The 15,140-nt window shown below is 69.4% G+C and carries 7 protein-coding genes; 3 read left to right on the top strand and 4 right to left on the bottom strand.

The window, feature by feature from the left end; all coding sequences use genetic code 11:
* The first annotated feature begins 11 nt into the window (after window positions 1–11).
* Complete coding sequence (locus ACE3QP_RS12190; RefSeq protein ID WP_374436400.1) at window positions 12–6,323, top strand: YDG domain-containing protein; 6,312 nt, start codon at window positions 12–14, stop codon at window positions 6,321–6,323.
* A gap of 71 nt (window positions 6,324–6,394) precedes the next feature.
* Here the strand turns inward: ACE3QP_RS12190 and ACE3QP_RS12185 are convergent, their stop codons facing one another.
* Both ACE3QP_RS12185 and ACE3QP_RS12180 read right to left on the bottom strand, forming a co-directional pair.
* Entirely contained in the window at window positions 6,395–7,525 is a 1,131-nt protein-coding gene (locus ACE3QP_RS12185; protein ID WP_374436399.1) for a hypothetical protein, read from the bottom strand.
* 12 nt (window positions 7,526–7,537) lie between these two features.
* Window positions 7,538–8,113 (bottom strand): OmpA family protein, encoded by a 576-nt coding sequence (locus tag ACE3QP_RS12180; protein ID WP_374436397.1) that lies wholly within the window; start codon window positions 8,111–8,113, stop codon window positions 7,538–7,540.
* Window positions 8,114–8,228: 115 nt separating this feature from the next.
* Here ACE3QP_RS12180 and ACE3QP_RS12175 point away from each other — a divergent pair, with 115 nt between their 5' ends.
* The gene (locus ACE3QP_RS12175; RefSeq protein ID WP_374436395.1) at window positions 8,229–8,618 is read left to right on the top strand and encodes a DUF4280 domain-containing protein; all 390 of its coding nucleotides are present in this window, start codon (window positions 8,229–8,231) and stop codon (window positions 8,616–8,618) included.
* A gap of 19 nt (window positions 8,619–8,637) precedes the next feature.
* Here the strand turns inward: ACE3QP_RS12175 and ACE3QP_RS12170 are convergent, their stop codons facing one another.
* Window positions 8,638–10,680: a protein kinase gene (locus tag ACE3QP_RS12170; protein WP_374436393.1), complete on the bottom strand. Its 2,043-nt coding sequence runs from the start codon at window positions 10,678–10,680 to the stop codon at window positions 8,638–8,640.
* Complete coding sequence (gene tagH, locus ACE3QP_RS12165; RefSeq protein WP_374436391.1) at window positions 10,677–12,284, bottom strand: type VI secretion system-associated FHA domain protein TagH; 1,608 nt, start codon at window positions 12,282–12,284, stop codon at window positions 10,677–10,679. The genes ACE3QP_RS12170 and tagH overlap by 4 nt, the downstream gene beginning before the upstream one ends.
* Window positions 12,285–12,490: 206 nt before the next feature.
* On the opposite strand from tagH, the gene tssH reads away from it, so the two are divergent.
* On the top strand, window positions 12,491–15,133 hold the full coding sequence (tssH, locus tag ACE3QP_RS12160; RefSeq protein ID WP_374436389.1) for a type VI secretion system ATPase TssH: 2,643 nt from the start codon (window positions 12,491–12,493) through the stop codon (window positions 15,131–15,133).
* The last annotated feature ends 7 nt before the right edge of the window (window positions 15,134–15,140 follow it).

Raw genomic sequence — 15,140 nt, 5'->3', positions numbered from 1 at the left:
GGGAGATCACGATGAAGACTTCGAACACTTCCAAGTCGCGCGCCTTCCTGCTGCGCCCGCTCGCCCAGGCCTTGGCCGCCAGTGCCCTGCTCAGCCTGCCCCTGGCCGCCGTGAGCCAGGTGCTGCCCAGCGGGCTGCAGGTGGTGCGCGGCCAGGCCCAGGTCAGCACCCAGGGCCAGCAGATGACGGTGACCAATTCGCCGAACGCGATCCTGAACTGGAACCAATTCGGCATCGGCACCGGCTACGGCGTGCACTTCCAGCAGGCCAATGCGGCCAGCAAGGTGCTCAACCGCGTCGTCGGGCAGGATCCCTCGCAGATCCTGGGCAGCCTGACCAGCAATGGCCAAGTCTGGCTGCTGAACCCCAACGGCATCCTGTTTGGCGCCCAGGCGCGCGTGGATGTGGCCAGCCTGGTCGCGTCCACCTTGAACCTGTCCGACCAGGACTGGCTGAGCGGCCGCCTGCGCTTCGAGCAGGACGCTGGCCTGCCCGGCGGCAGCATCGTCAACCAGGGTGAGCTGCGCGGCGCCCAGGGGGGCCAAGTGGTGCTGCTGGCCGCCGACGTCCGCAACGAGGGGCAAGTGTCCGCACCGCAGGGCCAGGCCGTGTTGGCGGCGGGCCGGCAAATTGAGCTGGTGGACACCGCCACACCCCATGTGCGCGTGCGCCTGCTGGCCGAAGCCGGCGAGGTGCTGAACAGCGGATGGCTGCAGGCCGAGGACGGCCGCATCGATGTGCATGCGGCCGCCGTGCGCCAGCAGGGCCAGGTGCACGCCGACGGCGCCCGCGGCGGCGAGGTGCTGCTGCAAGCCGGCAGTGGCCGCCTCACCCAGTTGGGCGAGGTGAGCGCACGGGGCACGCAGGGCTCTGGCGGGCAGATCCAGCTGCTGGGCCGTGAAGTGGTGGTCGACGGTCAGGCGCAGATCGATGCCTCGGGCGCGACCGGTGGCGGCGAGATCCTGGTCGGCGGTGGTCTGCAGGGCAAGGACGCCCGGGTGCCCAATGCCCGCGCCGTCTTTTTCGGCAGCGAGGCCACGGCGCGCGCCGACGCGCTGCAGCAGGGGCAGGGCGGCACGGTGGTGCTGTGGAGCGACGAGGCGACGCGCGCCTACGGACATTTTTCGGCCCGCGGCGGTGCACATGGCGGCGCCGGAGGCCTGGTGGAGACCTCGGGCGGTTGGCTGGATGCACGGCCGGCGTCGATGCGGGTGGATGCCGCGCGCGGCGCGGCGGGCACCTGGCTGATCGATCCCTATAACGTCAGCATCGGCGTCGGTTCGGACACCAATGTCAGCGTGACCGGCACGGCACCGGTGCTGGTGGCGCCCACGGCCAGTGGCTCCTTCGTGGCCATTTCTACGCTGGAGGCTGCCTTGGCGGGCGGCCAGAACGTCACTGTGACCACCAGCGGCGCGGGCAGCGAGGCCGGGCACATCACCTGGTCGGGCGACCTTTCGTTGCTGAGCGTGGTCGGCTCGCTCACGCTCACGCTGATTGCCGATGGCGATGTCAGCTTTTCTGGCAGCACCATCAATGCGCTTGGAACCAATCTTTCGCTCGATGTGCAGGCCGGACGCTCCGGTACAGGCAGCGTACTGGCCTCTGGCTTGAACATCAGCACGAGTGGCAATGTCACCATGGGCGGCTATTCCGGCGCGCCGGCACCGGGCAGCGCGAGCCTGCCAGGCATTCACCTGAACGGCGCGGATTTCAACTTGGGGGGCGACCTGATCCTGCGCGCCACCAATACCGCCGGCATGTCGGGCGTTGAGATCACGGGCAGCGATCTGTCGCAGCGCCGCCTCACCATCGATGGCAAGGCCAGCACGGGCAGGGGCATTCTGGTGGAGGGCGGCACGTCCATCCTGTCGGAGGAGAGCGCGGTTTTGCGCGGCGAGGGTTCGACGCATGGGGTGCAGATCCGCAACGGCTCGCAGGTACATGTGAACCACGATGGCTACCTGGCCAGCGGCACCTTGGATGTGCAAGGCACCGGCCGGGGCAGCGGTGCGATCGGGGTGCTCATCGATGCATCCAGTGGAGGCACGGTGCTGACCAGCAGCCAGGTGGGTAGCCTGCGTGTGACGGGCAGCACCGACTCCAGCAGCGCGGCCGCCGTGCAGATCACGGGTGCGGCCGCCAGCACGCCCTACCAGGCACTCGACGCCAGCATGACGGGCCTGCTCTCGATCGAGGCCCTGCAGGGTGCGATCCAGATCAGCGGATCGCAGATCAATCAGGATGACCTCGCGCCCAGTCCGCGCAACTTCTCCATCAAGGGCCCCAGCCTCAATCTGAGCAACAGCTGGCTGATCGGCGGCGGCCTGATGCGCCTGCAAGCCGATTCGCAAGTCTTCCAGAGCTCCAGCCTGATCACGGCCTACAGCAGCCCAGTGGCGGCGGTGTTGATCGGTCAGGACGGGAGCGTGGGCGCGTCGCGCATCGACAACCAGTCGGGTTCGGGGCTGTTCGGCGGCAACATCAGCCAATGGACCGTGGTCGGCCAGCACCCGCTGGACAGCGCCACCTTCACGGCGGGCCAGAACCAGTTCAACCCCGGCGGACTCAACCCCAACTACAAGGCCTACGGCACAACGGGGTATGACACCACCTTCATTGCCGGCAAGGGCAATGGCTTCCATTTCAGCAGCCCGGTCTACGCCGCCATCACCGGCACGGCACTGGACAAGGTCTACGACGGCACCACGGCCGCCTCGGTCTCCGGCCTGGGGGCCTCGGGGCTTGCGGGGGACACGCTGACGCTCAAGCCGGGCGTCACGGCCGTGTTCCGCGACAAGAACGTCGGCACGGACAAACCGCTGGACTTGACCTCCTCCGATGCCTTCACGGCAGTGGACGGGTCCGGTCGTCCCATCTATGGCTATAGCGTGGGCGCGAGCGGCCTGACGGCCAACATTGCTCCTCTGGCAGTGCTGGTTTCCGGCCTTAGCGCGCAAGACAAGGTGTACGACGGCAGCACCGTGGCGGGCCTGGTCGGCACCGCCTCATACACCGTGCTGCCGGGTGACAGCGTCAGCCTGGTCAACCCGACGGGCGAATTCAGCGACCGTCATGTGGGCACGGCCAAGCCGGTTTCTCTGTCCGGCCTGAGCTTCGGCGGGGCGGACGGTGGCAACTACGTGCTGAACTTCAGCGGCAGCCTCAGCGCCAATATCACGCCTGCCCCGTTGGCGGTCGGCGGGCTGATCGTCGAACCCAAGGTCTACGACGGCAACACCACGGCCACGCTGGGCGGCACGGCCGTACCCACCGTGCTGGGCGGCGACTCCGTGACTCTGAGCGGCACGCCACTGGCAAGCTACGACACCAAGCAGGTGGGCACCGGCAAGCCCGTGAAAGTCAGCGGCCTGAGCCTGAGCGGCCCGGATGCCGGCAACTACAGCTTTGCCGGCAGCCTGATGCTGAGCGGTGACATCACCCCCGCGACCCTGGTGCTGAGCGGACTCACGGCGCTGAACAAGGTCTACGACGGCACCACGCTGGCGCAGCTGAGCGGCACCGCCGTCGCCGCACCCTTGGCGGGCGACAGCGTCGTCGTCAGCGGCAGCCCCAGCGCCAGCTTCGATACCCGCCATGTCGGCACGAACAAGCCGGTGGTGCTGACAGGCCTGAGCCTGAGCGGCGCCGATGCCGGCAATTACGTGCTCAAGCCCGAGTCGGCGCTGACGGCATCCATCACCCCCGCTCCGCTGAACATTGCCGGCCTGGTGGCTGGCAACAAGGTCTACGACGGCACGGTCAACGCGCAGCTGACCGGCACGCCGACGTTCCAGGCCAACGCGGGCGATGAGGTGGGCGTCGCGCCCAGCCTTACGGCCAGCTTCGTCGACAAGCACGCCGGCACCGGCAAGACCGTCACCCTGCAGGGCCTGGCGCTGACGGGGGCGGATGCCGGCAACTACATGCCGGTGGCGGTGGGAGTGCTGAAAGCCGACATCACGCCGCGGCCGGCCACGGTGAGCGGCCTGCAGGCGCAAAGCAAGGTGTACGACGGCAGCGATGTCGCCGCGCTGGGAGGCACGCCGGTGCTGTCCATCCTGGCGGGTGATCAGGTCAATCTGGCCGGTGCCCTCGATGCGCGCTTCAACAACAAGCAGGTGGGCACGGCCAAGCCGGTGACGGTCTCAGGGCTCAGCTTCGGTGGCACCGATGCCGCCAACTACAGCTTCACGCTGAGCGGCAGTCTGAGCGCGGACATCACGCCGCGGGTGCTGAACCTGGCGGGCGTCCAGGTCGGCAGCAAGGTCTACGACGGCAGCGCCACCGCCCCGCTGAGCGGCACGCCCAGCATCAGCCCGGTGGCGGGGGATCAGGTCGCCCTGGCGGGCACGCTGCAGGCGCAGTTTGGCGGCAGCAATGCGGCGGGTGTGGGTCAGGCCAAGCCGGTGCAACTCTCGGGGCTGACGCTCGGTGGTGCCGATGCGGGCAACTACACCCTGGCGCTGCCGGCGCTGACCGGCGTCGTCACCCCCGCCACGCTGACCTATGTGGCCACGCCCGCGCAGCGCCTGGTCGGGCAGTTGGTGGGGCAACTCAGCGGCAGCGTGACAGGTTTTGTGGCCGGGGAAAGCCTGGCCACGGCCACCACCGGCAGCCTGCAGTTCACGGCGCCGGCGGTGGGGGGCGCCAATACCCCGGCCTTGGTGGAGGGTAGTTTCGCCATCGTCGGCAGCGGTCTGAGTGCCGCCAACTACAGCTTTGCGCAGGCCGCAGGCAACGCCTCAGCCCTGGTGGTGTATGCGCTGACGCCGGAAATCCTGGCCCAGACGCCGGCGGTCACGCCGGTGGGCGGTGGCGGCAGCGGTGGCGCGGGCGGATCCGATTCGGGCACGCCGCCGGGTGTGCCGCCGCTTGGCGGCACCGGCCCGTCGGGCGGCCCTCTTCCGCCGCTGGGTGTGCTGGATCTGAGTTCGCCTCTGCCGCCGGTGGCGGGCGGTGGCGGAACAGGTGCACCGGCCGGCGGCGCCGCGGGAGCTGGCTCGGGCGGTAGCGCGGGTGGCACTTCGGGTGGCACTTCGGGTGGCACCTCGGGCGGTAGCGCGGGTGGCACTTCGGGTGGCACCTCGGGCGGCAGCAGCGGTGGCTCCGGCGGCAGTGCTGGGAGCGGTGGTGGCGCGGGCACGGGCGGTGGCCTGGCCTCAGGCGCCGGCATCGCCGCCGCTGGCGCGCGTTTCGGGGCAGTGGACCTCGGCGGCATGTCGATGGACGCCATCCAGCAGCTGCTGGACGAGCGCAATCGCATCAAGCGCAAGTTGTTTGAGGAAGCGCTGACCCGCCTGGAGAGCAATCCGGGCTTGGCCGATCTGCAGACCTGCACCAATCGCAAAGAGGCCGAGGCGGGCAACTGTCTCGTCACCGAGGCCCTGCGCCTGGAGCTCCAGGCCGAGGCTTCCGGGGCGCCGTCAGCGATCAAGCCGCCGGCCAGCCCTGCGCCGGGCGCGGCACCTGCGCCTGCACCTTCCACCGCTGCGCCGGCGGTGGCCCAGGCCGCGGCAGCGCCGCTGCCGCCCGCCTTCAGCCAGCGCCGCGCCGTGAAGACGGCCGCCTTGCCGCAGATCGAACGCAAGATCGCGCTGGTCATCGGCGTCAATGACTATCAGGACCGCAACATCCCGCAGCTGGAAGGCGCGGTGGGCGATGCCGAGGCCATGGCTGCGCTGGTCGAGAGCCGTCTGGGCTACGAGACCGTGCTGCTGCGCAACGCCACCAAGACCCAGGTGGTGGCCGCGCTGAACCGTCTGGCGCTAGAACTGCGCCCGCAGGATTCGGTGCTCGTGTACTACGCCGGCCATGGCGACGAAATCAACGTGCCCGAGGGGGGCAAGCAGGGTTACTGGCAGTTGGCTGACAGCGACGCCAAGCGCCCGGAGACCTGGCTGTCGAACAACGACATCGGGCGCCTGATGCGGGCCATGTCGGCGCGCCAGGTGGCCTTGCTGTCCGACAGCTGCTACTCCGGTAGCTTGGTGACCGGCCAGCGCCTGCGTGCCGTGCCCGCCCCCGGGGCGCTGAACCCCAACGAGGTGTTGGGCGAGCGCACGGTGGTCGTGATGTCCTCCGGCGGCAATGCGCCGGTGGCCGATTCGGGCGAGAGCGGTCATTCGCCCTTCGCCTTCCACCTGTTCCAGACCCTGGGTGAGGTGCCGAGCTGGAAGCCGGGGGCCAATGTGTTCGAAACGGTGCGCTTCATGGTGGCGCGCAAGTTCCCGCAGTCGCCGCAGTACGGTTTAAGCGGCCCGGTGAACGTGCCCAAGCCGGTGGATTACCTGTTCGAGCAGCGCAAGCTCGACCAGCGCTGAGCATCAAGCCGCAGCGCGGCCTGTGCGGCAGTGGCCAGACGGCTACCGCCGCATGGCCGCCCTGCGGGGCCCTACTTGGCGCTCGCGTGGAAGCGCTTGCGGAGTGCGGCCAATCGGGCCTCGGTCAGCCCGAAGGACGCGGCACCGAAGGCGCGCGTGTCGGCGGTGTGGAAGAGCAGGGCCTGGGCCTCGTTGATCAACAGGTCTTCGTTCTGGGCGTCGTAGCCCTGCTCGGCCAGGACCTTGCGGATGCGCTGGCGCTCGGCCGCATTGAGCCATTGCCGCCACATCTCGCCGCAGCGGGCGCGGTAGCGCGGGTCGGTGAAGTAACGCGCATGGCTGAGCTCGTGGCGCAACACGGATTCGCGCCGTACCGCGTCCACACCTTCATCTTGCGGTGTGCTGGGGTCATCGGCCTGCAGATCGGTGAAAGTGATCAGCACCTTGTCGGCGGCCTGTTCCCCCCACCAGCCCTGGGCTTCGAAGAGTTGGCGCAGGCGCTGCTCCTCCGGGCTCAGGCCGATGCCCTGGCGACTGGCGAGCCCATGAAAGCGCAGCAACTGGCTGAGGCGGTAGTTGTGGCCGCCGAAGAAGGTCTGGGGGTTGTCCCCGCCGGCCTGGATGAGTTGCAGCAGTTCGGCGGCGCCGAGCAGACGATCGCGCGGGGCGCCGCCCTTTTCCACCAGGGCGGCCAGACGATTCAAGGCTGCACCCTGCTGGGCGAGGTCGGGAAATTGCAGCACCGCGACCGCGGGGTTCTCCTGCCAGCGCACCACGCGCCAGTCGCCCTGGCTGCGTTCCGCCAGCAGGGCGGCAGTGCTGCGCAGCGGCCAGCCGATCGGGCTGGGGGCCGGTGCGGAGGAGGGGGCCGACGGCGCCAACAGAGTGGCGGCCGGCGGCGGGGTTTGAACCGGTGCAACGAGTGGGCTGGAAGCCGGTAGCGCTGGAGCAGTGAGCGCCGGTGCGGCCGCCTGCACCGCTTGCACCGTCGGCTGAGGCGCCTCGGCCACCGCCGTTGCCGGCGCGGTCAAGGACGCTGGCGCCGGCGCTGATGCCGACTCAGGCGAGGCTTGCGGTGAGGCGGTGGCGACCGGATCCGTGGCCTGGGCGCTCAGCGGCAGGCTGAGCAGCCAGTAGCCGCCCAGTGCCAATGCGCCGACCCCGGCGGCCACGCCCACCGTCACGCCCAAAGTGCGCCGCATGTGCGCAGGCGCTCAGGGCTTGGGCAGGTCGCGCGTGCTGACGAAGGTGACGCGACGGTTCTCCGGCGCATCCACACGCTGCTTGTTCATCGGCTCGGCGGAGCCCTTGCCTTCGGCAGCCAGGCGGGCATCCAGGATGCCGTGCTTGGTCACCAGGTACTTCACGACGGCTTCGGCGCGGCCTTGCGACAGCTCCTTGTTGCGCGCCTCGTCGCCGCGTGCGTCCGCATGGCCCTGCACCCGGAAGGCCACGCCGGCCAGGGTGTCGCTCTGCATGGCTGCGGCCATCTTGTCGAGCAGGGCTTCGGCCTCGGCACTCAGCTGCGTCGAACCGGTCACGAAGGTGACGAGCAGATTGGCCTTGCCGGGGCCATAGGGCTTGGGCTTTTCACCCGGCGCCACGGGGCGGAAACCCCGCGTGGCGCCGCTGGCATTGGCCTCGGGCAAGGCCAGGGCGTCGATCAGCCCCTCGGTCGTCACTTCCTTGGGCTTGAGCACCTTCTCCTTGGCGGTGTCTTGCGCGAAGGCGCTTTGCCCCCCCAGCGCAAGCAGCAGGGCACAGGCGGCGGCGGTTTTGCAGATCCTCATGGCATGGCTCCCGAAGGGCGTTTGAATCGGTGGTGGACCATACCGCAGGCGCTGGGCCCGAACCAGAGTCGGACATACTCGCCCCGTGTCCGCGGGGGCGGTTTCGGGAGTGCTTATGGCGATGCAAGTGGTGAACGGCGCGCAGCTGATGTGCAGCCAGGGGATGGCGCCCAGCGCGCTGGTGGTCCTGCCGGTCAATCGGGTGCTGTCAAGCAATCAGCCCGCCGCCAACATCATGGACAACAAGCCCATGGTCAACATCCTGCCCTTCGGGGCCTGCCGCAGCCTGGCCAACCCGACTGTGGCCTCGGCCACGGCCGCTGCTCAGGGGGTGCTGACGCCCATGCCCTGCGTTCCGGTCACCCCGGCCCCGTGGACGCCGGGTTCGGCCACGGTGCTGCTGGCCAACATGCCGGCGCTGAACAACGACTGCAAGCTGATGTGCACCTGGGGTGGCCAGATCAGTGTCGTGGTGCCGGGCCAGGTGACCGAACTGATTCCCTGAACCCGCGCTCGCCGGCCGCTCAGGGCATGACCTGGACGGTCAGCATCTTGGCGCCGTACTGGGTGCACTCCCTGCCGTCGCAGGGGCCCAGGGGGCGCCCGGCCAGGATGGGCACCGGCAGTTTCCAGTTGCGCAGGGCCTGGTGGGCGGGCTCCCCGGTCTGAAGGCTCAGGAAGCTGCCGCTGCGCGGTCCGGCCAGATCCTGGTAGCCCCGTGGTGTGGCCGAGATCACCAAAAGGATCTCGTCCTGACCCAGGGGCTCGGCCACTGCGATTGCGTCCGTGCGCGGCGGTGGAATCTGCATCGGCTGGCCAGCGCGCACGCGCAGGGGAGGCAGGTTGGTGAATGCTTGCACCAGTTCGCCATTGGCGTCGCGCAGCAGGACATTCAAGTAACCATCGCGGTTGGACTGCATGCGGAAGCTGATGCGTTCCTCGCGCTTGATGCTGTACTCGGTCTTGAGCCCGCTCACCGTGAGCTCATAGCCTGAGTCCTGCTTGTTCAGCAGCTCCGCCAGTTGAGCCTCCCATTCAAACCGGGTCGGCTGCGCGGCGGGGGGGGGCGCCGGCGTCGGCGCGGGGGCCGCAGCCGGGGCTTGCGCGGCGGGCGCCTGAGTGACGGTGGCGGGCGATGGTGCCGGCACGGGCGCCGGCTTCGTCAGCCAGTACCCCAGGCCACCCAACACCGCCACGGTGGCCAAGCCGCCGCCAACCAGCAAGGGCATGCGCGAGCGCGGAGCTGTGCTGGCCGAGAGGCTGGGGGCGGGTGCACTTGATGGCGGGCGCACCGGCGTGCTGGCGGCGCTGAAGCCTGCTGGCGCGGGCGTGTGGCCTGGCAGCACCTCGCTGCCGAGTTGCACCGTCGCGGCCAGGCCATCGGCCGCCGGGGCGAAGCCGCCATCCACGGTCTGCATGATGGGCTGGGCGCCGGGCCGGCTCATCACCTGGGTGACGTCCGCGGCGGCGTAGGCGCTGGGCGCCGGGGCGGGTGCCCCGACGATCGCCGTCGGTTCGAAGGCCGTGCCGCTGCCGCTGGGAATGCGCTCGGGGTTGGCGATCGGCATTTCCAGCGTCGGGGCGTAGGCCGGTGCCTCCAGCCCCAGGTCGGCGCGGAATTCCGACATGCTCTGCGTGCGCTTGCGCGAGTCCACGCGCAGAGCCTTGTCCAGCGCGGCCAGGAAGCGCGGGGAATAGCGGCCCTCAGCGGCCTTGACCAGCGGCACGTAGTTGTCCACCAGCACGCGGCTCACCGACGGGGGCGGCGTGCGCCCCATGATGGCCCAGTGCATGGAGGCCGCCAGCGCGTACACATCGGTCCACGGGCCTTGCTCCAGCCCTGGCGTTTCGCCGTACTGCTCGACCGGCGCAAAGCCGGGCTTGAGGATGGCGGTCAACTCCTGCGTCACGTCGCCGATGACCTGGCGCGCCGCGCCGAAATCCAGCAGCAGGGGGCGGCCGCTGTCCTTCAGCAGCATGATGTTGTCGGGCGCGATGTCGCGGTGCAGCCAGCGGTTCTGGTGCACCACCTGCATGGCCTCAGTCAACGGCGCCAGCAGGCCCATCAGCCATTGCTCGGTGGGCTTTTCCGGCATCTGGCGCACCCGCTCGCGCAGGGTCGTGCCCTCATAGAAGGGCATGGCCATGTAGGCGGTGCCGTTGTCCTCCCAGCGCCGCAGCACGCGCACCAGTGCCGGGTGGTCGAACTTGGCCAGGGTTTGCGCCTCTTCCATGAAGCGCTTGAGACCGCTGTCGAAGATTTCGCGCATGCGCTGCGAGCGCGGCGAGACGGTGATGCCCTCGCGCTGGGCCACGGCGCCGGGCATGTACTCCTTGATGGCGCGCTGGGCGCCGAGGGAATGATCCCAGGCCTTGTAGACGATGCCGAAGCCGCCTTCACCCAGCTTGGACTGGATCTCGAACTCGTGCAGGCGGAAGCCGACCGGCAGGGCCTGGCTGGTCTCGGGCTCCGGCGGGGGCGGTGCCGCCACGCGTGCCACCGCCGGCGCGGTATCGCCGTCCGGGGTCTGGTGGGGCTGGTACACGGTGCGGTCGTCGTCACTCACGGCAAGGGCACATGTTGTTGGCTGAGGCGCTCGGCCTCATTGCAATAGGCGGTCACGAAATGCTCTTCGAACAGGCGTTCGAGCCAGTCCGCCATCTGCGCGCTCTGCTGCGCGTAATAGGCCTGGTACTGGCGCCACAGCTGCGCATCGGCCATCAGGTCCAGCAGACCCTTCTTGCCGAAGCGCTGTACGAAGAGCTGGGGGTCGAACTCTTGCACCGTGCCCTGCACGCAGGCGCGGCTGGCGGCAATGATGGACAGGTCATGCGTCAGCAGGTCCTCGGCGGCCTCGCGCACGGCGCGCTCCACCGGCATGAACTTGCCTCCGCGGCTGGCATTGAAGAGCAACTGCTGCAGCACGTCGTTCAGTCCGAGCTCGGACTTGAACGGGTTGACGTCGCGCATCGGCATTTCGGTCTTGTTGTGCGCACGCAGCTCGCGCTTGAGCGCGGCGCGGGCCGACATCAGTTGCGCAAACCCCTGTACCAGCTGACGCAGTGCGGAACCCAGGCGCTCCCAGTCGGCGGCGGCCATGTCGGCGGGCAGGGCGATGCCCAGGCCCTTGGCGAGTGCTTCGGTGGCCGTGCCGGCCGGGGCCACGGGGGGCGCGTCAGCCGCCGGTACGCTCGACACCGGCGGCGGCACAGCCGGGCCGCCGAAGTCGAAGTCCAGGCCGGCGGCGGGCGCCGGGGCAGGGCCCAGGCCGCCCAGCAAGGCGCCGATGTCCACGGCCGGGGTGGCTCCCAGCGGTTCGTCGGGTGGGGGCACCGCGTAGAAGCCTGGCGAGGTGCCTGGTTCGGCCAGCGGTGCGGGCGCCGGCTCGGGGGTGGTGGCCGGCATCGGCACCAAGGCCTTGCGCAGGCTGTCCCACAGATCTTCACCCCGCGGCGCGGGGGCGGGCGCAGGGGTCGGCGCCAGCACGGGTGGCAGGCCGGCCCAAGGTTCGGGCGAGGGCGCCGACACCAGCAGGGCGCCGAGGTCCGCCGGCGCACGCGCCGCCGGCGCGGGACCGAGGAAATCGCTGATGGCCGAAGCGCCGTCGCCCTGGGCGCCCGCGGGGCGGATGCCGAGATCGGCCACGCCACCATGATCCAGTGGCGCGGCCGGGCCGGCCGAAAAACCTGCCGGCGCCGCCGGGGCGCCGCCGCCTACCCAGAAGCCCTGGCTGGCCGGCTGGACGGGGGCGGGCGCTGCGGGTTGCCAAAGGGGATCCAGGCGCGCATTGCCTGCGCCGCCGCCGCCCAGCAGGGCCAGCAGGGGGTCCGCAGCGGCTGTCGCGGCAGGCGCGGCTGCGGCCTCTTCGGCCGCCTCCAGCAGCAGGCGCCAGTCGCCCACGCCGAGCTGATCGCCCGCGCGCAGCAAGGCTTTCTGGCCCGGGCCCAGCGTGCCCACCGGGGTTTGAACGGTGCCACTGGCCGACACCACGGTGATCTCGACGCTGTCATCGCCGCAATGCAGGCTGAGATGCTGGCGCGACAGCAGCCGGTCCGGGTCTGCCAGCACGATGTCCACGCCGGCGTCGCGGCCGGCGATCAGGGTCTTGCCCTGGTTCAGGGGCAGCACGCGGCTGCCCGAAGGTCCTTCGATGCGAAGCTGAAGAGTCATCCCGAACCTGATGGAGGTGGTGCTGCTGAAGGCCGGCGAGGACCGGCTTGGAGCCGGGTCACTGTAGCGGATCGATCCGGCCGCTTCGATGGCGCCCCCTGGGCCCCCCTAGGCCGGGTATTCCTGCGGTGCGGCGCTGGTCCGCCATGCCCCCAGGGTGGTAGAAGGTCGCGCCGCCAACAAAGCCGATGGAACTGGAGGACCGAGTGACCGACATCAGCCGCATCCGACTCTTTGCCAAACTGGGCCCCACGACCTACAAGGCACTCGATGCCGCCGCCACCTTCTGCAAGCTGCGCGGGAACCCCCATGTGGAACTGGTGCACTGGCTGCACCAACTGCGTCAGGTCGAGAAGAGCGACCTCAACCTGATCATCAAGGGCTTCGGCCTCGATGAAGCCCTGCTCCAGGCCGACTTCATCAAGGCCCTGGACAAGCTGCCACGCGGGCACAGCTCCTTGTCTGATCTGTCCACCCACATCGACGGCGCGGTCGAGCAGGCCTGGACCTATTGCTCGGTGATGTACGGCACCGACGTGATCCGCAGCGGCCATCTGCTGATCGGCATGCTGCGCGGCGCCACCTCGAAGAACGCCTTGCTGGCGATCTCGCGCCAGTTCGAGCGCATCAAGTTCGAGAAGCTGACCGAAGACTTCGATCAGCTGACCGAAGGCTCGGCCGAGCAGATGGAGTCGGCCACCGCCCTGGACGTGGCGCCGGGCGAGGAATCCGGTGCCGTGGCGGGCGAGGGCGCCAAGGGCAGTGCGCTGGCCAAGTACGCGCAGGACCTGACCGCCAAGGCGCGCGCCGGCGAGATCGACCCGGTGCTGGGTCGCGACGAGGAAATCCGCCAGATCGTCGACATCCTGATGCGGCGGCGCCAGAACAATCCCATCCTGACCGGCGAGGCAGGCGTGGGCAAGACCTCGGTCGTCGAAGGCTTTGCGCTGCGCGTCGTCAAGGGCGATGTACCGCCCTCGCTGCGCACGGTGCGCATCTGTTCGCTGGACCTGGGCGCGTTGCAGGCCGGTGCCAGCATGAAGGGCGAGTTCGAGAACCGCCTGCGCACCGTCATCGAAGAGGTGCAGAGCTCGGCCCAGCCGACCCTGCTCTTCATCGACGAGGCCCACACCCTGATCGGCGCCGGCGGCGCGGCCGGCACGGGTGACGCGGCCAACCTGCTCAAGCCCGCGCTGGCGCGCGGCAAGCTGCGCACCATCGCCGCCACCACCTGGGCGGAATACAAGAAGTACTTCGAGAAGGACCCGGCGCTGACCCGACGCTTCCAGGTCGTGCAGGTCGACGAGCCCGACGAGGCGCGCGGCATCCAGATGCTGCGCGGCGTGGTGCCGGTGCTGGAAAAGCACCACAAGGTGGACATCCAAGCCGCCGCCGTCGATGCCGCCGTCCGGCTCAGCCACCGCTACATCCCGGCGCGCCAGTTGCCGGACAAGGCCGTCAGCCTGCTCGACACCGCCTGCGCCCGCGTGGCCGTGAGCCAGCACGCCACGCCGGCACCGGTGGAGGACTGCCAGCGTCGCATCGAGGTGCTGAACACCGAGCTGGAGATCCTGCAGCGCGAGACCCAGTACGGTGAAGACCACAGCAAGCGCCTGGCCGAAGTGCGTGCCCAGCTGCAGGCGAATGAGGACGAGCTCAAGGGCCTGCAGGCCCGTTGGGAGCAGGAGAAGGCCTTGGTGCAGCGCATCGTCGAGCTGCGCGCCCAAGCCGCCAAGGGCTCGGACGCGGCCGAAGCCGAAGCCGACGCGCTGCGCGCCGAATTGATGCAGGTGCAGGGCGAGCTGCGCGGCCTGCAGACCGACTCCGCCCTGGTGCTGCCGGTCGTGGACGACCTGGCCGTGGCCTCGGTGGTGCAGGACTGGACCGGCATCCCGCTGGGCAAGATGGTGGGCGACGAGGTCAAGAACGTGCTGCGCCTGGCCGACACGCTGAACGAGCGCGTCATCGGCCAGAAGCATGGCTTGGAGATGATCGCCAAGCGCATCCAGACCTCGCGCGCCAAGCTGGACAACCCGAACAAGCCGATCGGCGTCTTCATGCTCTGCGGCCCCAGCGGCGTCGGCAAGACCGAGACCGCGCTGGCCCTGGCCGACACGCTGTATGGCGGTGAGCACAACGTCATCACCATCAACATGAGCGAGTACCAGGAGGCCCACACGGTCTCGTCGCTCAAGGGCGCGCCTCCGGGCTACGTCGGCTATGGCGAAGGCGGCGTGCTGACCGAGGCGGTGCGGCGCAAGCCTTACTCGGTGGTGCTGCTCGATGAAGTCGAGAAGGCCCACCCCGATGTGCACGAGACTTTCTTCCAGGTCTTCGACAAGGGCTGGATGGAGGACGGCGAGGGCCGCTACATCGACTTCAAGAACACCCTGATCCTCCTGACCTCGAATGTGGGTAGCGAGCAGATTGCGCAGATGTGCGCCGACCCCGAGCTGATGCCCGACCCCGAGGCCATGGCCAAGAGCCTGCGCGAGCCGCTGCTCAAGGTCTTTCCGGCGGCGCTGCTGGGCCGCATCGTCACCATTCCCTACTTCCCGCTGTCGGACGAGATGCTGGGCGCCATCATCAAGCTGCAGCTTGGCCGCATCGTCAAGCGCGTGCGTGCCAACCACGATGCCGAGTTCGTCTACTCGGACGATGTGGTCAAGCTCGTGGCCTCGCGCTGTACCGAGGTGGAGAGCGGCGGCCGCATGATCGACGCCATCCTCACCAACACCATCCTGCCGCGCGTCAGCGAGGCCATCCTCAACCGCATGCTGGAAGGCCAGGGCATCCAGCGCATTGAGGTGGGCGTGGATGGCACCGACTTCACTTACGCGATCTCCTGATCTCCCC

The sequence above is a fragment of the Inhella sp. genome (genome assembly GCF_041912635.1).
Taxonomy (GTDB): domain Bacteria; phylum Pseudomonadota; class Gammaproteobacteria; order Burkholderiales; family Burkholderiaceae_C; genus Inhella.
Note: the sequence above shows the minus strand (reverse complement) of the source record. Positions and strands in the feature narration are given on the sequence as shown.